Source organism: Microbacterium sp. LMX7-1.2 (genome assembly GCF_040675935.1).
In the GTDB taxonomy this organism is placed as follows: Bacteria; Actinomycetota; Actinomycetes; order Actinomycetales; family Microbacteriaceae; genus Microbacterium.
In genome coordinates this window covers 2,773,625-2,791,717 of record NZ_JBEGIL010000001.1, presented here as the reverse complement: position 1 = coordinate 2,791,717, position 18,093 = coordinate 2,773,625, and the positions used below count along the sequence as shown (strand labels likewise).

Genomic DNA, 18,093 nt, shown 5'->3' with positions numbered 1-18,093 from the left:
GATCAGGGGCAGGGCGGTGACGGCTCACAGGTCTCTTCCTGGGGTCGTATGCGAGTCGCTCGTCCGACGGACGGCTCGATGTTCACTTTATCGAGTGGATGCTGTGATCGGGATGGGATTCCCGCCCTCGGGGCGCCATGGCTCAGCCGGCCAGAAGCCCCTGCCCCGGTCGGCGCGCGTTGCGCTCGGCGAGATCGACGGCGATCGCGACGCTCGCCGCGCTGCCGAGCCCGCGGTCCAGACCGTGCACGATCCCCGCGAAGAACGCGTCACCGCTTCCCGCGGGGAATCGTCCGTGCACCGACGGGGCGGGGATGCGCAGGTCGTCCCCGTCGACCAGGGCCGCCCCCGGATGGATGCCGTCGGTCACCACGGCATCCACCGCCAATTCCCCGTGCAGCGCGTGACATGCGGATGCCGCGTCCGCGAGATCCCGCCCCAGGATCTCCGACGCCTCGCGACGATTGACCTTCACGAGATCGCCCGCCGCTGCGAGCGTCTGCAGGGCGGGACCCGACATGTCGAGCGCCACGCGCGAGCCGCGGCCGCGCGCATCGGCGAGCACGGCGGCCAGCGCCACCGGATCGACGCCCTCGGGCAGTGAGCCCGAGACCGTGGTCCAGTCCGCGGCACGCCCGTCGGCGGAGCGCAGATCGGCGGCGGCCAGCGCGAACGCGTCCCACTCCCCCGCGGTCACCGGTGAGGCGGTGTCGTAGATGTCCGTGCTGGAAGCCCCGCCCTGCTCCTCGACGATCGCGAGGCACGTGCGGGTCTCGGCCGCGATGTCGACCACCGTCACCGGGACGCCGTCTCGGTCGAGCGCGGCGCGGATGCGGCGCCCATTCGCGCCGCCGAGCATCGCCAGGACCCGCACGTCGGCGCCGGCCGCGATGGCCACGCGCGCCATGTTGAGTCCCTTGCCTCCCGCCACCACGGTCGTGCGGGTCGGCCGGTTGATCTCCCCGATCACGAGCGACTCCACCTCGTAGGTGACGTCGAGGGCCGGCGACAGGGCCAGGACGGCGATCACGGGCGCTCCGCCCAGGGGCGCACGCGGCCGAGCGTCCGACCGACGCCGTCGTCGAGCACGGCGAGCACGGCATCCGACACCTCCGTCGGCGAGTGCCAGCGCGGAGACGCCGAATCGCCCGTCCAGCCGAGCTGCAGGGTGTCGTCCGGCACCACGACCTCTCCCCGCGCAGGATCCGCATCGGCGCTGGTGCGCACGACGACCGTCCGAGCGTCGACCGCATCGACGAGGAGCGCGAGAGAGGCGCCCGACAGCGCGGGCGCGTAGACCACGGCATTCGTCCAGCGCCGCGCACCGAGGGCCGCGGCGAGCGCCGTCGCGTCCCTGGCATCCACCCGCAGCGCCTCCACGCCGCGCGGCATCGGCCGGCTGCGGCCGACGCCCGTCACGGGCACGCCACGTGACCGCAGCGTGACGGCTGCGGGAGCGAGGATGCCGGAGGCGCCGACGATCAGGACGTTCCGCACGCCGCCCACTCTAGAGCGACCCCACGTCAGAACGCCTTGGGACCCACGGCAGCGCCCGAGCGGCCCTGCAGGAAATCGAGGTCGAGGCCCTCGTCCGCCTGCGTGACGTGCTCGATGTACAGCCGGGTCCATCCGCGGTCGCTCCCCGGCACGACGGGCGGGGTCCAGCCCCGACGGCGCTCCGCGAGCTCCTCGCCCGACACGTGCAGGTGCAGTGAGCGGTTCGCGACGTCGACCGTGACAGTGTCGCCGGTGCGCACGAACGCGAGCGGTCCCCCCGCCGCGGCCTCGGGCACGACGTGCAGCACGACCGTGCCGTACGAGGTGCCGCTCATCCGGGCATCCGAGATGCGCACCATGTCGGTCACCCCGGACTCGAGGATCTTCCGCGGCAGCGCGAGGTTGCCGACCTCCGGCATCCCCGGGTATCCGCGCGGACCCACGTAGCGGACGACGAGGATGTCGTCCGGGTGGACGTCGAGGTCGGGGTCCTCCGCGTCGGAGAGGTAGTCCTCGAGCGCATCCCACACGAGCGCACGACCGGTGTGCTGCATGAGCTCGGGCGCGGCCGCCGACTGCTTGATCACGGCACCGCGCGGAGCGAGGTTGCCGGTGAGCACCGCGATGCCCGAGCCCACGGGCTTGACAGGGTTGTCGAGCGGACGGATCACCTCGCGGTCGAACACCTCGGCGCCGGCGTAGTTCTCGCCCAGCGTGCGGCCGGTGACGGTGAGGGTGTCGCGGTGCAGCAGGTCGCCGAGCGTCTCGGCGAAGCCGGCGATGCCGCCCGCGTACTCGAAGTCCTCCATGAGGAACCGGCCGCTCGGCATGAGGTCGGCGAGCACGGGCACGTCGCGCACGAGGGTGTCGAAGTCGTCGAGCGTGAGCTCGACCCCGACGCGGCGAGCGAGCGCGAGCAGGTGGATCACCGCGTTCGTCGAACCGCCGAGTGCGGCGTTCGCGCGCACGCCGTTCTCGAACGCCTCACGGGTGAGGATCGCCGACGGGCGCAGATCCTCCGCGACCATCTCCACGATGCGACGGCCCGCGAGGTGCGCCGCGACCGCTCGCCGCGAGTCGTTCGCGGGCAGCGACGACGATCCGGGGAGCTGCATGCCCATGAGCTCGAACACGCTCGCGAGGGTCGAGGCCGTTCCCATCGTCTGGCAGTGCCCCTGGCTGCGGGCCATGCAGCCCTCGGCCTCGGTGATCGCCGTCTCGTCGATGAGCCCGGCACGGTAGGCCTCGGTGAACTTCCACACCGAGGTGCCCGAGCCGATGTCCTCGCCGCGGTGCTTGCCATTGAGCATCGGCCCGCCGGTGATAAGGAGAGCCGGGATGTCGACCGAGGCCGCGCCCATGAGGTACGCCGGCGTGGTCTTGTCGCAGCCCGCGAGCAGCACCACGCCGTCGAGCGGGTTGGCGCGCAGTGTCTCCTCGAGATCCATGGCCATGAGGTTGCGCAAGAGCATCGCGGTCGGCCGCACGAGGGGCTCGCCCGCGGAGGTGGTCGGGAACTCGAACGGCACGCCGCCGGCCTGCCAGATGCCGCGCTTGACGTGCTCGGCGAGGGCGCGGAGGTGGATGTTGCAGCTGGTCAGCTCGCTCCACGAGTTCGCGATGCCGATGATCGGCCGGCCGCGGAAGGAGTCGTCGGGCAGCCCCTCGCTGCGCAGCCACGACCGGTGCATGAACCCGGTCTTGCCCTCGGCGCCGAACCACTTCTGGCTGCGCAGACCCGTGCCCCAGTCGTGCTCGCCCGCGGGAGCGAAGCGGTCGAACGGGGCGTGCGGGATGCCGGGTTCGTACGGCTCGTGGGTCGAGCCGATGTTCTCGGCGCTCATGCGAACCTCGGCAGGTGCTGCGCCTGTGCGGCGATCAGGTCGTCGGCGAGGGCTGCCGCTCGATCGACGTCGAAGATCGCGCCATCGGCGATCATCGCCTCGACGACCAGGTCGCGGTCGCCGTTCAGCGCCGCGTCGACCGCGAGGTCGACCGAGGTGAGGCGCCGCGCGAGGATCGCGGTGAGCGGCTTGCCGAGGTCCGGTACGGCGATCGGACGGATGCCGCGGGCGGTCGCCACGCCGGGGATCTCGACGGCCGACCACTCGGGCAGCCCCGGGACCGCGCCGTCGTTGACGACGTTGCAGCTGAACATCTCGCGAGTGTCGAACGTGATGGAGCGGATGATCGCGATCAGCTGCTCCTGCTCGCCGCCCGAGCGCTCGAAGATCGACTGGTCGAGCGGATCCTGTCCCGTGGCCTGACGCTTCATGCCCTGGTAGCGGTTCTCCCCCCACTCGAGGATCTCCGGCAGGCTGAACGCATCGATGCCGAGCTTCTTGCCGTAGTAGTCGCCCGAGGCGAAGCGCTCAGGGAAGAACTCGACGACGTGGCGGTCGCCCGCCGCCGCGAAGGCGCCGTACCGGTCGAACAGCTCCCACGCGAACGGGTTGTGCCATGCGGTCGGGGTCTCGTAGAAGATGTTGCCGATGTCGTCGGGGTTCGGCGCCTGGGCGAGTTCACGATGCACGCGCTCGCGGATCAGCGGCCACGCGTCACGTCCCTTCCATCGGAAGTCGTAGATGAACGTGAGGTGGTTGATGCCGGCGTACAGCGTCGACGTCTCCTCGAACGGAGCGTCGATCAGCTGGGCGAGCTCACGCTGGATGTGGTGCATGCCGTGGCAGAGGCCCACGACGTCGAGGCCGGTCTGCTGGTGGATGGCCTGCACGTTCGCGGTCATCGGGTTCGAGTAGTTGAAGAAGAACGCCTCGGGGGCGAGGTCGGCGATGTCCTGCGCGATCTCGACGAGCACCGGCGTCGTGCGCAGCAGCCGCGAGATGCCACCGGGCATGATCGAGTCGCCGACCGGCTGGTGGATGCCGTGGCGCTGCACGATCTCGTGGTCGAGCTGCCACGCCGGTCGGCCGCCGACGCCCACGCACGTCACGATGAAGTCGGCGCCGGGCAGCACGGCGCGACGATCGGTCGAGCGGACGACGCGAATGCTGTCGCCGACGCCGCGGGAGGCGACCATCCCCTCGGCGAGATCGGCGGCGACGTCGAGGGCCGCGGAGTCGACGTCGACGAGGCGGATCTCCCAGGCCCCGAGGTCCTCGGCCCCGATCAGGTCGGCGAGCAGGCCCCGGGTGAAGACGGCTGACCCCGCGCCGATGAGGACGAGGACTCGGCGATCTGTGGTGTTCATCGTGGTGCTCCGTTTCGGGCGGGTGGGTCAGCGGGCGAGGAGCGAGCGGTGGACGAAGCGGTTGCGCAGCACGCCGATGCCCTCGACACCGGCCTCCACCACCTGCTCGTGCTGAAGGTAGCGCGGCGGTGTGCGGAACCCGCCGGCGCCCGCGGGTGTGCCGGTGAGGATGAGGTCGCCCGGTTCGAGGGTGACGCCGTCGCTGACGAACGCGAGGATCGTCGGGACGTCGAAGATCATGTCGGCGGTGTCGTCCTCCTGCAGCAGCTCTCCGTCGACGGAGGCGTGGATGCGGTGTCCGCCGGGCTCTCCGAACTCGTCGGGGGTGACGAGCCAGGGGCCGAGCGGGGTGAACGTGTCGAAGGACTTGCCGCGGGTCCATTGGACGTCGCCGAACTGGACGTCTCGGGCGGAGACGTCGTTGGCGACCGTGTACGCCGCGACGTCGTCGAGCGTGGCGGGGGTGTCGCCGCCGCAGCGACGGCCGATCACGAGAGCGAGCTCGGCCTCGAAGTCGACGCCCTGCGCGATGTGGTCGGGGATGACGACGTCACTGTAGGGGCCGGTGAGCGAGGTCGTGTACTTCGCGAAGGTGAGGGGGCGCTCGGGCTGCGCGAAGCCGGTCTCGGCGGTGTGGTCGACGTAGTTGAGGCCGACCGCGATGATCTTGCCGGCTCCCGCGACGGGGGCGAGGAGCTCGTGCGCGTCGAGGTCGATCACGGGCCAGGCGGAGAACGCGCCGGAGCGGGCCGACTCGATCGCGACGAGGGCGTCGTCGGCGTGCTCGAGCGGCGCGAGGTGCGCGGCATCCGCGTCGATCACGACGATGCGCGGCTGGCCGTCGACGAGGGTTCTGGCGATTCTCATGGTTCTCCTTCGAAAAGATGCGACGCACACATGCTGTCACAAACTTCCATGAATGAGCAAGAATAAGCAAATGCATTCACAGAACATCATCACCGTGGGAGCGGATCGGTCGACGTCGGGACCCGTGAGCCTCGCCCAGGGCGTCTACGGCACGCGGGGCAATCTCGAGCTGCTCGCGTGCGACGCCGCCGAAGGCCTCTGGGTCTTCTGGTTCAACGCCGATCGGGCCGAGGACCCGCTGGCGACGCCGCGCACGTGCCGCCGGGGAGCTGGAGCGCGGGACTCTCCTTCGCCGCCGGCACACGGTATCTCGACGCGCAGATCGTGCAGTCGACACTCGGCCCCGACCACCTCGAGGTCGTCGCGCTCGCGGACGCCGGGTCGCTGGAGAGCTGGTACTGGTCGCCCGGTCCGGGGTTCCAGCGGCGCGCCGGCGTCGTCGCCGCGGGCGTCCGCGCGTTCCGGCTGACGCATCGCGACGGCGAGCTGGAGGTCACGGTCGAGAGCCTCGACGGCGGCCGGTCGCTCATCGGCTCTCCCGCGATCGGCTACCCCGAGAGGTTCTGGAGCGCGCGCGACGGTGCGGCACCCCTCGACGACGACGCCGCCGGGATGCTGGAGGCGCACGGCATCCGCGACGCCCAGCCCGGAACCGCCCGATCTACGAGGTCGTCGCGCGACGGCGGCACGACCGAGCTCACGTGGCGCGGCGCCGACGGCGGCATCCGTCACCTCGGCATCCGCGACTGAACCTTCGCAGAACGACACGGATCTCGCAGGTCTCGCGCAAGATCCTGCGAGATATGTGTCGTTCTGCGAGATCAGCGCGCCCGGTGAAGCCCCTGAGCGACGGCCCGCATGACGAGATCCTGCACCAGGGCCCACTCCTGCGTCACCTGGTGATAGCCGACCCGGATCACGTGATACCCCATGAGTCGCAGCTGCGCATCGTGCCGGATGTCCTCGGCCCGCTGCGCGCCGACATGGTGACCGCCGTCGATCTGGATCACCAGCCGCTCGCCGACGAGGATGTCGACGCGATGCCCGGCGATCCAGATCTGCGCGCGGATCGGCAGCCGGAGCCACCGCAGCCGGACCCGCACGTACGTCTCGAGTCCCGCATCCGCGAACGGCGACGCCTCGTCGAGCAGCCGACGCGCCCGCGGACGCAGCGGGAGGTTGCTCAGGACGTCACGGTCGACCTGGTTCTGGTTGAGCGCCGACTCCCACGTCGCGAGTGCCTGCTCGTACGGCTCGCACTCCGCGACGAGGGCGAGGACGTTCTCGATCGGATCGACGAGCAGCCCGGGCGGCCTCGGGATCAGGGGCTTCGCCCAGTGCACGCGGATGCCGGATGACCGGCCCCCCGCGCTCCCCGGCGTGACGGCGACATGGATGCCGGGTCGCTCGTCGTGCACCCACAGGCCGAGTCGTCGGGCCTGCGTCAGACAGGACAGGACGACGCCGTGTCGGGCGGCCTGGACCACGAGCGGATCGGCGTCGGGTACGGCCACCCACCCGGGGCGCACCCGCCACAGCCGGGCCTCACGCAGAGCCGACTCGATCGCCGCCCGGCGAAAGCCGAACTCCGCGAGCTCGCGGACGCGGACGACGCCGCCGCGCTCGCGGACCAAGGCATCGATGGTCGGTCGGACGAGGGCGGTGCGCGGCATCGTCCGAGCATCCCGCGTCGGAGGGTTCTCGAGGCCGCCCCGGCATCCGCTCTCCACGATCTGGGGAGGAGTCCGCCCGCGGTGCGATTGTGGAGGAGGAAACAACCTCGCAGAACGGCACGGATCTCGCAGGTTTCGCCGAGAAACGTGCGAGATGCGTGTCGTTCTGCGCGACGGCCGAGACTCAGTTCACCCGGTGGATCATCGTGTTCGCGAATTGGTAGCGGTAGCCGGCCTCCTTCACGGCCTGATCGTGACGGGGGTTCTGCCCGTAGGACGAGCCGTGCAGCCACACGAACGCCGGCGCCTCCTGCCCCGTGACCGCTTCGAGCTGCGCCTTCGAGTCGACGACCTCGCGGCGGATGTCCTCGTCTGACAGCACGGTGTCGAAGCCCTCGTGGTGCGCCGTGTGGGGAAACACGACGTGTCGACGCGAGACCTCGGCGACCTCGTCCCAGCTCATCGCGATGCGACCGCCCTTCGTGTCCTCCTCGACGAGCGAGATCCAGTGCGCCCGCGCGAAGGCCTCCTGGTGCTCGGGGTCGCAGTCGACGAACGAGGTGGCGATCGGGAACCAGCCCGTGAGTCCGAGCTCGTCGCACAGCGGCGCCGCGACCGAGATCGAGTTCCGGTAGCCCTCGTAGAACACGGGGATGAGGCCGGGCTTGTCCTTGTGCCAGGTGCCGGTCTCGAACAGCCGGTCGAGGTCGTCGAGCGTGACCGGCGCGTAGTCGCGCGCGAAGCCGGCGAGCTCCCGGGCGAGCTCGTCGCGGGCCCCGCGCGGGGTCGAGTGGTAGTTCACCACGCGGATGAAGTGCCCGTCGGCGAGCTGCTGCCGCTGCGCGGCGAAGGACGGCGTGGTCATGAGAGGGTTCCTTCCCCGGTGAGGACCGGATCGATGGGATCGGATGCCGCCTCGCGTGGCTCGGGAGCATCGGATGCAGCAACGAGCGGCACGTCAGCGAGCGGAACGGCTCCCGGCGCGAAGTGCGTGTACGCGAGCACCTGCATCGCGGTGATGACGGCGCCCTCGTCCTCGTCGCGGGCCCACGGCACGAGCGCGTCGCGGTAGCGGTCGAGCACGGCGAGGAGCTCCTGGCCCTCGGCGCGCTGCGCCTCGGAGCCGGCGACGGGGATCGGACCGCGCTCGTCCGCAAGGCCGAGCACCATCGGGATGCCCTCCCGTTCGAGACGGCGGTCATGGCAGGCACGCATGAGTCCGACGATGTCGCCGGCCTCCAGCAGTGCGGCGGCGCTGGGCTCTCCGTCGTGCGACGACGGCCCCTGCACGGTGGCGGACATGGCTGGTTCCCTTCGGGTTCTCAGAGCGGGGTGGAGATGACGCCGAGCAGGTGCTCGACGTCGGCGGCGATCGCCTCGCGCGCCGCGGTCAGCGCTCGGCGCGGGTCGGCGCGGTCACCGAGCTCGGTGCGCAGCGCGCGCGAATACGCGGCCGACAGCTGCGTGCCGACGTTGACCTTGCGGATGCCGGCGGCCACCGCCGCGCGGATTCCGTCGTCGTCGACGCCGGACGAGCCGTGCAGCACGAGCGCCACCGGCACGGCATCCGCGAGTCGGGCGATGAGCGCGGCGTCGGGGCGAGCCGTGCGCTCGGTCATGGCGTGCGAGGTTCCGACGGCGACGGCGAGAGCGTCGACGCCGGTCGCGGCGACGAACGCGGCGGCCTCCGCGGGGTCGGTGCGCACACCGGGCGCGTGCGCGCCGTCCTTCCCGCCGATCTCACCGAGCTCGGCCTCGATCCACAGCCCTCGCTCCTGCCCGAGAGCGGCGACACGGGCGGTGGCTGCGACGTTCTCGGCGTACGGCAGCGTCGAGGCGTCGAACATCGCCGAGGCGAAGCCGAGCCCGGCCGACTCGAGCACGAGCTCCTCGGACTCGCAGTGATCGAGATGCAGCAGTACGGGCACGGATGCCGAGTCGGCGAGCGCCCGGCAGGCGGCCGCGAGCGGCGCGAGACCGCCGTGGAAGCGCACCGCGTTGTGACTGATCGACAGCACCACCGGGCGCTGCGCGCGCTCGGCGCCGAGGATGATCCCCTCGGCGTACTCGAGCGTGATGACGTTGAATGCGGCGATCGCGGGCAGGCTCGCGCCCAGCCCCACCGCCGCCAGGGTGGGCGGGATCAGCATGTCTCGACGGTCACCCCTGCCCCGCTCATGCGCGCCAGCACCTCGGCATCCGCGCCGTCGTCGACGATCAGCCGCGAGATGCCGTCGGTCGGGACGAGTCGTGCCGGCCCGCGCTTCGCGAGCTTGGAGTGGTCGGCGAGCACGATGAGCTCCCGCGCGGACGAGGCGAGCGAGCGGTCGGTCTGCGTCTCGGAGAGGTTCGTGCCGGTGACGCCCATCTCGGGGTCGACGCCGAACGCGCCCGTGAAGACCCGGTCGATGCCGAACTCGTCGAGCCCCGCGATCGTCAGGTGCCCGAGCAGGCTCATCTCGGTGCGACGCAGCAGCCCGCCGAGCACGATGATGTCGATGTCGGGGAACTGCGCGAGGCGGCTCACCACCGAGAGGCTGTTCGTCAGGACGGTGAGGCCGGGGATGCCGCCGAGGAAAGGCAGCATCGCCTCGGTCGTCGTGCCGCCGGTGATGAGCACGGTCGAGTTCGGCGTGATGTGCGCGGCGGCGGCGCGGCCGATGCGCTGCTTCTCCTCCGCGAACGCGACCTCGCGCTGCGGGCGCAGCGGCTCCACGTCGTCGTCGACCTGAGCGGCGCCGCCGTGCACGCGCTCGATGAGCTTCCTGTCCTGCAGCTCGTTGAGGTCGCGTCGCACGGTCGAGGTGCTCACCCCGAGCATCTTGGCCATCTCGCTGACCGACCCCGCCCCGTAGGTGCGGATGTAGTTGAGAAGCTCGCGCTGACGCTTCGGCCCGATCAGGGGCTCAGTAACCGGCTGCACGGTCCACCTCATTCAGCAAGGGCCGATCCTCGGCCAGTCGTGTCAGATTCTCGACGACGAGGTCGAGTGTCTGTGCATGATACTGCGGGGCGAGTCCGGCGACGTGGGGTGTCACCAGCGCGCCCGGTTCCGTCCACCACGGCGAGTCCGCGGGCAGCGGCTCGTCGTCGAACACGTCGAGGGCGACGCCGCCGATGCGCCCGTCGCGCATCCGCTCGCGCAGCGCGCTCTCGTCGACGATGCCGCCGCGGGCGATGTTCACCACGAACGCGCCGGGTGGGAGGAGGTCGAGCTGGCCGGGTCCGATCAGCCCGCGCGTCAGCTCTGTGAGCGGCACGACGACGACCAGGAAATCGCTGCGCCGCAGCACCTCGTCGAGCCGGTCGATCGCGAAGAGCTCGGCGGGGTCGTCGGCCGGCGCCTGGCGCCCGGTGTCGAACTTCTCGGCACCGGCGGCGCGCACGCCCGAGCGGCTCACGCCCAGCACCCGCATCCCGAACGCCGTGGCGAGGCGCGAGATCTCGCGGCCGATGCGCCCGTACCCGACGATCCCGACGGTCGCCCCGGGGAGCGCTCGCGGGGTGAGCGTGTCGAGCCGGTCGGCGTTCGTCGGCCACGAGCGCTCGGCGCGGTGCGCGACGATGCGCGGCATCCGGTGCGAGAGCTCCAGGATCGACATCAGCGCGTACTCGGCCATCGGCACGGGGGCGATGCCGCCGAGCGTCGCGATCGGCACCCCGGTCTCCCAGAGCGACGTGCCACGGACGTGGTCGACGCCCGAGGTGTCGAGCTGCACGAGCCGGACGGCGGGAATCGCGGCGGCATCCGGGAGCCACTCGCTCGTGTGCAGCAGGTCGACCTCGGCGAGGAGTTCGGCGGAGGGCGGCTCCGACGGCGACATGCGGTGCACGGAGACGTCGGGCATCCGCGCGCGCAGCTCGTCGAACCACGAGTCCGGCAAGGGGAGCGAGCAGAGGTAGGTGAGACTCATTTGATACCGCTCCGGGCGAAGCCCTGCACGAAGTAGCGCTGGAAGAAGATGAACAGCAGCACCATCGGCAGCACCGAGATCAGGGCCAGGGCCATGATCGCGTTGTAGTCGGGTGTGGTCTGGTCCTTGAGATAGAGGAGTCCGATCGGCAGGGTGAACAGCTCGTTGTCCTTGAGGGCGATGAGCGGCCACGCGAAGTCGTTCCAGCTTCCCATGAGAGTGAGCAGGATGAGCACGGCGATCAGCGGCTTGCACAGGGGCAGCACCACCTGCACGAAGATGCGCAGGTGACCGGCGCCGTCGATGCGGGCGGCCTCGATGATCTCGTCGGGGATGCCGATGAAGAACTGCCGTGCGAGGAAGATGCCGAACGCGGCGGCGGCACCGGGCAGGATCACGCCCCAGTAGGTGCCGTAGATGCCGAGCCCGGACACGAGCTTGAACTGCGCGACCATGATCGCCTGCACGGGGATCATCATCGTCGCGAGGGCGAGGATGAACACGGCGTTGCGGCCACCGAAGCGCAGTCGCGCGAACGCGTAACCGGCGAGCAGGTTCACGGTGACCGTGAGCACGGTGACGAACACGCCGATCACGACCGAGTTGCCGAGCCACGCGACCACGGGCACCCGGTCGAACACCTTGGCGAAGTTCTCGAGCGTCAGAGCGCTCGGCCAGAGCCGCAGCCCGGGCAGGAACACCTCGCCGCGCGGGGAGAACGCGACGACGACCATCCAGTACAGCGGGAACACGACGACGATCGACACGATCGCCGCGACGAGAGTGCGCCAGACGATGCCCTTGCGTCCGCTCGCCTGTCGGCGACGGCGGCGCTGCACCCGCGCCGCGCCCTTCTCCCCCAGCACCGCCGCGTCGGCGATCTGGATGACGGTGGTGGTCTCAGCCATGATGGATCCTCACTCGGCCAGGTCTCGGGTGCGGCTCGTCTTCCACTGGATGAACGTGAAGACGAGGGTGATGACGAGGATGACGATGCCGATCGCGGCGCCGTACCCCTGCTCGCGGATCTGGAAGCCGTTGCGGTACGCGTAGGTGACGAGCACCGAGGTGGCGTTGCCCGGTCCGCCGCCGGTCATGACGAAGATGAGGTCGAACACCTGGAACGACGCGATGACGTTCATGATCAACAGGAAGAACGTCGACGGACCCACGAGCGGCACGGTCACCGAGCGGAACTGCTGCCACCGCGAGGCGCCGTCGATGCGTGCGGCCTCGTACAGCTCCGGCGAGATCGACTGCAGGCCGGCGAGGTAGATGATCATGTTGAAGCCGAGGCGCAGCCAGATCGCCACGGCGATCACGGCGATCATCGCGGGCGTCCCCTCGGACTGCCAGCCGATCGGGTCGAGCCCGAGCGTCTGCAGGATCTTGTTGACCAGGCCGTTGGACTCGTAGAAGAGGATGACGGCGATCATGCCGGACGCGACACCGGAGATGACCATCGGCAGCACGATCATCGTGCGGAACAGCCCGCGCGCGGGCAGTACCGAGTTCAGCAGCACGGCGAGGCCCAGTCCGCCGGCGAGTTCGAGCGGCACCGTCGCGATCGTGAAGACCACGGTGTTCAGCAGACTCTGCCAGAAGACCGGGTCGGACACGAGCGTCGCGTAGTTGTCGAGTCCGATCCACTCCGGGTCACCGAACCCCTTGGTCTCCTGGAAGGAGAGGATCAGCGCCCAGACGATCGGGATGAACAGGAACAGCGACATCAGCACGAGGTTCGGAGCGGCGAACCCCCAGCCCACGAGCGATTCGCGGAATCGAGCCCGACGACGGGTCGCCCGCGGCCGGAACGACGCGGGCGCGTCGCTCCGGTCGTGGGTGGTGAGAGAGGTCATTACTTCGAGGCTTCCTCGATCGCGGCGGAGAGCTTCGCGAGCGTGTCGGCGGTGGACTGCCCGCCGATGAACGCGGCCTCGAGCTGGTCCTGCAGGGCCGTGTTGATGGCGGCCATCGCGGGCGAGGTGAGCTGCTTGACGTCGCCCGGCTCGATCGTCGACGCCTGGTCGACGAACACCGGCATGACGTCGGGGCGGACCTTGAACTCGACGGCGTCGCCCTCGAGGTCGACGCGCGTGGGCAGCTCGTTGGTGTTGGCGCAGAACTCGCTCATCGCATCCGCCGAGACCATGAACTTCAGGAACTCCGCGGCGAGCTCGGGATTCTTCGTGTCCTTGGTCGCGACGAGGGCGTTGCCGCCGAGGTCGGTCGCGCCGCGCTCATCCTTCGGCATCGGCAGCGCGGTCCAGTCGAAGGCGGCGAGCGAGTCGATGTCGGGCACGAGGAACGAGCCGGCGAACGCCATGGCCGCCGTGCCCTCGGTGAAGAGCGAGTCGGCGTACACGGTGCCCTTGGTCGAGCTCGTGGGCGGAACCCAGCCGTTGTCGAAGAAGCTCTTCGTGAAGTCGAGCGCCTTGGCGCCCTCGTCGGAGTCGATCGTCGCTGTCGTGCCGTCGAGGAACGTCCCGTCCGCCTGGAAGAGCCAGCTCAGCCAGCGCGGCGCTCCGCCGAGCTGCCAGTTGTACACGAAGGGGTACTTGTCGGCGGGCAGCGCCTCGCGCAGCTGGGTCGCGACGTCGGCGAACTCGTCCCAGGTCCACGCGTCGTCCTGCGTGGTGGGCAGCGTGGAGACGTCGATGCCGGCCTCGGTGAGCATGGCGGTGTTCACGAGCAGGGCGGACACGTCGGTCTGGTGCGGCACGCCGTAGGGGGCGCCGTCGTACGACACGGCCTCCCACATCGCCGGCGTGAACTCCGCGACCTCGTCGTCGGAGAAGGCGTCGCTCAGGTCGAGCAGCTGCCCCTGGCTCGAGTACACGCCGAGGTTGCCGTAGTCGACACGGAAGATGTCGGGGGCGTCGCCCGAGGAGAGCTGCGCGTCGATGTTCGAGAACATCTGGTCGTAGGGCACGACGTTGAGCTTGATGTCGACGCCCTCGTGCTCGGACTCGAACTGCTCGATGAGGGCCGTGAAGCTGGCTTCCTCGGACTCGCTGCCCCAGGTCGTGAACGTCAGGCTCTGGTCGCCGCCGTCATCCGAGCCGCCACCGCCGAAGCCGGCGCAGCCGGAGAGGACGAGTGCGCTGACGGCACCGAGCCCGATGATGCCTGCGAAGCGCTGGGTTCTGATTTTCACGCGTCGATCTCCTTCTCGTGGTGTGGTCTGCAGCGGCGTCGCTGCGTGACGTCCTTGTCGTAGGCAGTATTCAACAAACGGCGCAATCCGTCAAGAACTTTCATTCCATGCTCATTTCTGATTGAATCTGCACAGATCGCCGCCACATCACGACGGCACAGAGACGTGAAGGGTCTTCGAGATGAACGACAGCATCGCCGGATCGGGAGCGACGACACGGGCGGAGCTCTCCAGCCAGCCCGAGGTCTGGCAGCAGGCCCTCGACCTCGTGGACCAGCACGCGGCCCTCCTCCCCACGACGGGCGAGAAGGTGCTCGTGGTCGGCTGCGGCACCTCCTATTACATCGGCGACTCCTACGCCTACCTGCGCAACGACGCCGGCCTCGGACGCACCCGTGCCGCCATCCCCAGCGAACTGGACTGGATCGACGACGACGAGCACATCATCGTGATCTCGCGCTCCGGAACCACCGTCGACGTCGTCGACCTCGTCGAGAAGTACGGCAACACTCACCGGGTGACCGCGATCCTCGGCGACACCGACACCGCGCTCGGCCGCCTCTGCGCCGAGCGGACCGTGCACCTCGGCTTCGCCGACGAGAAGTCGATCGTGCAGACCCGCTTCGCGACCACCGTGCTCGCGACCCTGCGCGCCTCGATCGGCCAGGCCGACGACGCACTCGTCGCCGACGCGCGCACCGCGCTCGCCGCCGACCTCCCGGTCGACCCCGCCGAGGTGCAGCACATCGTCTTCCTCGGCCACCGGTGGACCAACGGCCTCGCCCAGGAGGCGGCCCTGAAGGTGCGCGAGTCGGCCGGGTTCTGGACCGAGGCGTACTCCATGTGGGAGTACCAGCACGGCCCGATCTCGTGCGCGGGTTCGAACACCCTGGTCTGGTTCCTCGGTGAGGCCCCGGACGTGGTCGCGGACGACGTGCGCTCCACCGGAGCCACCGTCTACGTGAACGACCTCGATCCGCACGCGAACCTGCCGCTCGTGCACCGCCTCGCCGTCGACCTCGCCGCGCTCCGCGGGCGCAACCCCGACACCCCGCCCTTCCTCAACCGCTCGGTCCTCGTCACCGACTGATGCCGGTCGTGACGATCGCCGCGCCGGCGCATCCCGACGAGGCGCAGCTGGCCGGGCGGGTGGCGGATGCCGTCGCCGACGCCCTCGGCCTGGGATCGGGCGACGTGGTGGCGATGACGATCCCGGCGCGGACGACCGTCGCGAGCGGCGGACACGGCGCGGGATCCGCGCCGTGGGCCGTCATCGGGGTCCACGGCTCGGACCGAGGAGCCGTCGCGATGCGCCGCGCGTGCGACGCCGCGCACGCGGTGGCCGCAGACTGGAACCTCGAACACGACGGCGCTCTGGAAGGGGTGTGGTGCGAATGGCTGCTTCCGCAGCGACCGTAGGCCGACTGCTCGTCGTCGGCGAGCTCTGCGTCGATCTCATCATCGAGGTCGACGACGACATCCGCTTCGGGCAGCACGAGCAGATCGTGCCACGCACGACGCTGACCATGGGCAGCTCCTCGGCGATCACCGCGTGCGGCGCCGCCGCTCTCGGCACCCCCACGTCGCTGGTCAGCGTGCGCGGCGACGACACCTTCGGGCTCTTCCTCGATGGCGAGCTGAGGGCGCGCGGCGTCGACACGTCCCGAATCCGCGTCGACGGCACCCGCCCCACGGGCGCATCGACGCACCTCACGCGCCCGAGCGGCGACCGCGCGATCCTCACCTCGATCGGCTCGATCGGCACGGTGCGCGCCTCCGACGTCGCCGCCGACGACCTCGCGAGCGCTCGACACCTGCACGTGGGGAGCTGGTTCCTGCAGCACGATCTGCACGACGACGCGCCCGCGCTGTTCGCCGCGGCCCGCGCGGCCGGCCTGAGCACGTCGCTCGACGGCAACTTCGACCCCGCCGAGACGTGGGATTCCGGCATCCTCGCTGTGCTCCCCCACGTCGACGTCTTCTTCGGCAACGAGGAGGAGCTCACGGGCATCACGGGCGCGTCCGACATCGAGGCCGCGATCCGCCGGATGCTGGAGATCATGCCCACGGGCGCGACCGTGATCGCGAAGCTCGGCGGCGACGGCGCCCTCGCCGCGCGACGGCACGACGACGGGATCCGCCTCACGAGCGCCCCCGTCCCCGCGGTCGACAGCCCCCTCGTCGACACCGTGGGAGCGGGCGATACGCTCGCCGCCGGATTCCTCACGGCTCGCCTCCGCGGGCTCCCCGAGAACGAGGCGATCGCGTTCGCGGTCGCCTGCGGCACCGCGTCGACACGCGGCCCGGGCGGCGTGGGCGCGCAGCCGGATGCCGAGACCGCCGCCGCTCTCGCCAACGGCATCCCGGCGTCGGTCAGCCGGATCTGACGCGGGGCGCGCACCTCGACGGCGCGCGTCGCCCGATCAGGCGTGCGCCCAGAGCCGCTCGATCGGCACGTCGCGACCGAGCACGCGCTCGGCCGCGCGATGCCCCGAGAGCATGGCCGCCGGCACGGTCGCGGGGTCGTCGGTCCAGGTCGCCTCGCCGGCGAGGTGCAGGATGCCGTCGATCGGCGTCGCGAGGTCGTCGTGGTCGGCTGTGGTCGAGCCGAGCGTCATATAGGCGTAGGAGCCGTGCGACCAGGGGTCGTCCTGCCAGTCCGTGCGGATCACTCCCACCGGCTGTGCGACGCGGTCGCCGAACAGGCGGCGCAGCTGTGCGAGCACCGACTCGACGACCTCCTCGTCGCTCCAGTCGCGGATGCCTCGGGCGGCCGGCCCCGCCGCGAACGTGAGCAGCGTGGGCTCGCCGTGCAACGCGGTGAGGTCGTACCAGGAGTGCCACCACCGACTCTCGGGACCCTGCTGACGGATCGCGTAGACGCCCTCGTCCCAGAACCGCTCGGGGAACCGCAGGAACACCTTCTCGAAGGCGTTCATCTCCAGGCGGGACAGAGCCTCGGCGTTCACGGCGGGCAGCGGCGGCGTGAAGGCGATCGCCTCCGCGCGCAGTACCCCCACGGGAACCGTCACGACCGCGGCATCCGCGGTGAACTCGCCGTGCGCGGTGCGGACGAGGATGCCGTCGCGACGGTCGATCGCCGTGACGGCGTGGTCCAGGCGCACGTCGAGCCCCTCGGCGAGGCGGGCCGGCAGCACGTCGTACCCCTCGGGGAAGACCACCTCGTCGCCGTCGATCGAGTCGTCGTCGAGGCCGTGAGCCGCGAGGTCGTCGATCCACGCGCCGTACTGCTCCTCCGAGCGGTGCTCCAGATACTCGCGGACGCGCTGCGTGCGCTGGGTATCCCACGCCTGCCGCACGAGCGCCGCATCCGTCACATCCCGGTACGAGGCCTCGGGCGCCGACTCCGCGATCGTCTCGCGCAGTGTCGCGTCGACCGTGCGCACGTCGGCCGCGAAAGCGCGTGCCGCCTCGTCGCTCAGCCGCACGCCGTTGGGGCCGTAGTACGCGATGGGCCTGCTGTCGGGCTGATAGCCGCCGACCGTGAACTCCACCGTCGGCATCCCGAACGCGGCGGCCGCCGCGGCCACCGGGCTGTCGGTCACACCGTGGATCCAGGAGGCGCCGCGGTCCGTCGCGGCCCCTGTGCGGTCGGTGTGCACGCGGCCTCCGACCCTGTCGCGCGCCTCCAGGACGATCACGCGCTGCCCGGCATCCACGAGCAGCCGCGCCGCGCTGAGTCCCGAGACCCCCGCCCCGACCACGATCGTGTCGACGTGCTCCATCGCCGCGCCCTTCTCCCTGACCCGGATC

General features: G+C 70.6%; 19 protein-coding genes. 4 read left to right on the top strand and 15 right to left on the bottom strand.

Annotation, left to right across the window (positions count from 1 at the left end; genetic code table 11):
- Window positions 1–142: 142 nt before the first annotated feature.
- From MRBLMX7_RS13655 to MRBLMX7_RS13635, 5 genes are read right to left on the bottom strand one after another with little or no spacing between them, the layout of a single operon-like run.
- Entirely contained in the window at window positions 143–1,030 is an 888-nt protein-coding gene (locus MRBLMX7_RS13655) for a 1-phosphofructokinase family hexose kinase (RefSeq protein ID WP_363369260.1), read from the bottom strand.
- Window positions 1,027–1,497, bottom strand: coding sequence for a hypothetical protein (locus tag MRBLMX7_RS13650; RefSeq protein WP_363369258.1), 471 nt, complete (start codon window positions 1,495–1,497; stop codon window positions 1,027–1,029). Before MRBLMX7_RS13650 ends, MRBLMX7_RS13655 begins: the two co-directional genes overlap by 4 nt.
- Before the next feature lie 26 nt (window positions 1,498–1,523).
- Window positions 1,524–3,341 (bottom strand): IlvD/Edd family dehydratase, encoded by a 1,818-nt coding sequence (locus MRBLMX7_RS13645; protein WP_363369256.1) that lies wholly within the window; start codon window positions 3,339–3,341, stop codon window positions 1,524–1,526.
- On the bottom strand, window positions 3,338–4,708 hold the full coding sequence (locus MRBLMX7_RS13640) for a hypothetical protein (RefSeq protein ID WP_363369254.1): 1,371 nt from the start codon (window positions 4,706–4,708) through the stop codon (window positions 3,338–3,340). Before MRBLMX7_RS13640 ends, MRBLMX7_RS13645 begins: the two co-directional genes overlap by 4 nt.
- 27 nt (window positions 4,709–4,735) lie before the next feature.
- Entirely contained in the window at window positions 4,736–5,575 is an 840-nt protein-coding gene (locus MRBLMX7_RS13635) for a fumarylacetoacetate hydrolase family protein (RefSeq protein WP_363369252.1), read from the bottom strand.
- A 255-nt stretch (window positions 5,576–5,830) separates the two neighbouring features.
- On the opposite strand from MRBLMX7_RS13635, the gene MRBLMX7_RS13630 reads away from it, so the two are divergent.
- Window positions 5,831–6,325, top strand: a complete 495-nt coding sequence (locus MRBLMX7_RS13630) for a hypothetical protein (RefSeq protein WP_363369250.1) — start codon at window positions 5,831–5,833, stop codon at window positions 6,323–6,325.
- A gap of 71 nt (window positions 6,326–6,396) precedes the next feature.
- Here the strand turns inward: MRBLMX7_RS13630 and MRBLMX7_RS13625 are convergent, their stop codons facing one another.
- The 9 genes from MRBLMX7_RS13625 to MRBLMX7_RS13585 form a co-directional block, all read right to left on the bottom strand.
- On the bottom strand, window positions 6,397–7,248 hold the full coding sequence (locus MRBLMX7_RS13625; RefSeq protein ID WP_363369248.1) for an endonuclease domain-containing protein: 852 nt from the start codon (window positions 7,246–7,248) through the stop codon (window positions 6,397–6,399).
- A 184-nt stretch (window positions 7,249–7,432) separates the two neighbouring features.
- Entirely contained in the window at window positions 7,433–8,113 is a 681-nt protein-coding gene (locus MRBLMX7_RS13620) for a polysaccharide deacetylase family protein (protein WP_363369246.1), read from the bottom strand.
- Window positions 8,110–8,550, bottom strand: a complete 441-nt coding sequence (locus tag MRBLMX7_RS13615) for a hypothetical protein (RefSeq protein WP_363369244.1) — start codon at window positions 8,548–8,550, stop codon at window positions 8,110–8,112. The genes MRBLMX7_RS13620 and MRBLMX7_RS13615 overlap by 4 nt, the downstream gene beginning before the upstream one ends.
- Window positions 8,551–8,570: 20 nt before the next feature.
- Window positions 8,571–9,398: a class II fructose-bisphosphate aldolase gene (locus MRBLMX7_RS13610; RefSeq protein WP_363369242.1), complete on the bottom strand. Its 828-nt coding sequence runs from the start codon at window positions 9,396–9,398 to the stop codon at window positions 8,571–8,573.
- A complete protein-coding gene (locus MRBLMX7_RS13605) occupies window positions 9,392–10,171 on the bottom strand; it encodes a DeoR/GlpR family DNA-binding transcription regulator (RefSeq protein WP_363369240.1) in 780 nt (259 codons plus the stop codon). The genes MRBLMX7_RS13610 and MRBLMX7_RS13605 overlap by 7 nt, the downstream gene beginning before the upstream one ends.
- The gene (locus tag MRBLMX7_RS13600; protein WP_363369239.1) at window positions 10,155–11,162 is read right to left on the bottom strand and encodes a D-2-hydroxyacid dehydrogenase; all 1,008 of its coding nucleotides are present in this window, start codon (window positions 11,160–11,162) and stop codon (window positions 10,155–10,157) included. The genes MRBLMX7_RS13605 and MRBLMX7_RS13600 overlap by 17 nt, the downstream gene beginning before the upstream one ends.
- Window positions 11,159–12,070 (bottom strand): carbohydrate ABC transporter permease, encoded by a 912-nt coding sequence (locus tag MRBLMX7_RS13595; RefSeq protein ID WP_363369237.1) that lies wholly within the window; start codon window positions 12,068–12,070, stop codon window positions 11,159–11,161. Before MRBLMX7_RS13595 ends, MRBLMX7_RS13600 begins: the two co-directional genes overlap by 4 nt.
- 9 nt (window positions 12,071–12,079) lie before the next feature.
- Window positions 12,080–13,021: a carbohydrate ABC transporter permease gene (locus MRBLMX7_RS13590; protein ID WP_363369235.1), complete on the bottom strand. Its 942-nt coding sequence runs from the start codon at window positions 13,019–13,021 to the stop codon at window positions 12,080–12,082.
- On the bottom strand, window positions 13,021–14,319 hold the full coding sequence (locus MRBLMX7_RS13585; protein WP_363369234.1) for an ABC transporter substrate-binding protein: 1,299 nt from the start codon (window positions 14,317–14,319) through the stop codon (window positions 13,021–13,023). Before MRBLMX7_RS13585 ends, MRBLMX7_RS13590 begins: the two co-directional genes overlap by 1 nt.
- 181 nt (window positions 14,320–14,500) lie before the next feature.
- Here MRBLMX7_RS13585 and MRBLMX7_RS13580 point away from each other — a divergent pair, with 181 nt between their 5' ends.
- Genes MRBLMX7_RS13580 through MRBLMX7_RS13570 form a run of 3 tightly spaced genes read left to right on the top strand, consistent with a single transcriptional unit; the run spans window position 14,501 to window position 16,706 of the window.
- On the top strand, window positions 14,501–15,409 hold the full coding sequence (locus MRBLMX7_RS13580) for an SIS domain-containing protein (RefSeq protein WP_363369231.1): 909 nt from the start codon (window positions 14,501–14,503) through the stop codon (window positions 15,407–15,409).
- Window positions 15,409–15,738, top strand: coding sequence for a hypothetical protein (locus MRBLMX7_RS13575; RefSeq protein ID WP_363369229.1), 330 nt, complete (start codon window positions 15,409–15,411; stop codon window positions 15,736–15,738). Before MRBLMX7_RS13580 ends, MRBLMX7_RS13575 begins: the two co-directional genes overlap by 1 nt.
- The gene (locus tag MRBLMX7_RS13570; RefSeq protein ID WP_363369227.1) at window positions 15,714–16,706 is read left to right on the top strand and encodes a carbohydrate kinase family protein; all 993 of its coding nucleotides are present in this window, start codon (window positions 15,714–15,716) and stop codon (window positions 16,704–16,706) included. Before MRBLMX7_RS13575 ends, MRBLMX7_RS13570 begins: the two co-directional genes overlap by 25 nt.
- Before the next feature lie 36 nt (window positions 16,707–16,742).
- On the opposite strand, the gene MRBLMX7_RS13565 is transcribed toward MRBLMX7_RS13570, so the two are convergent.
- A complete protein-coding gene (locus MRBLMX7_RS13565) occupies window positions 16,743–18,065 on the bottom strand; it encodes a flavin monoamine oxidase family protein (RefSeq protein ID WP_363369225.1) in 1,323 nt (440 codons plus the stop codon).
- Window positions 18,066–18,093: the final 28 nt, after the last annotated feature.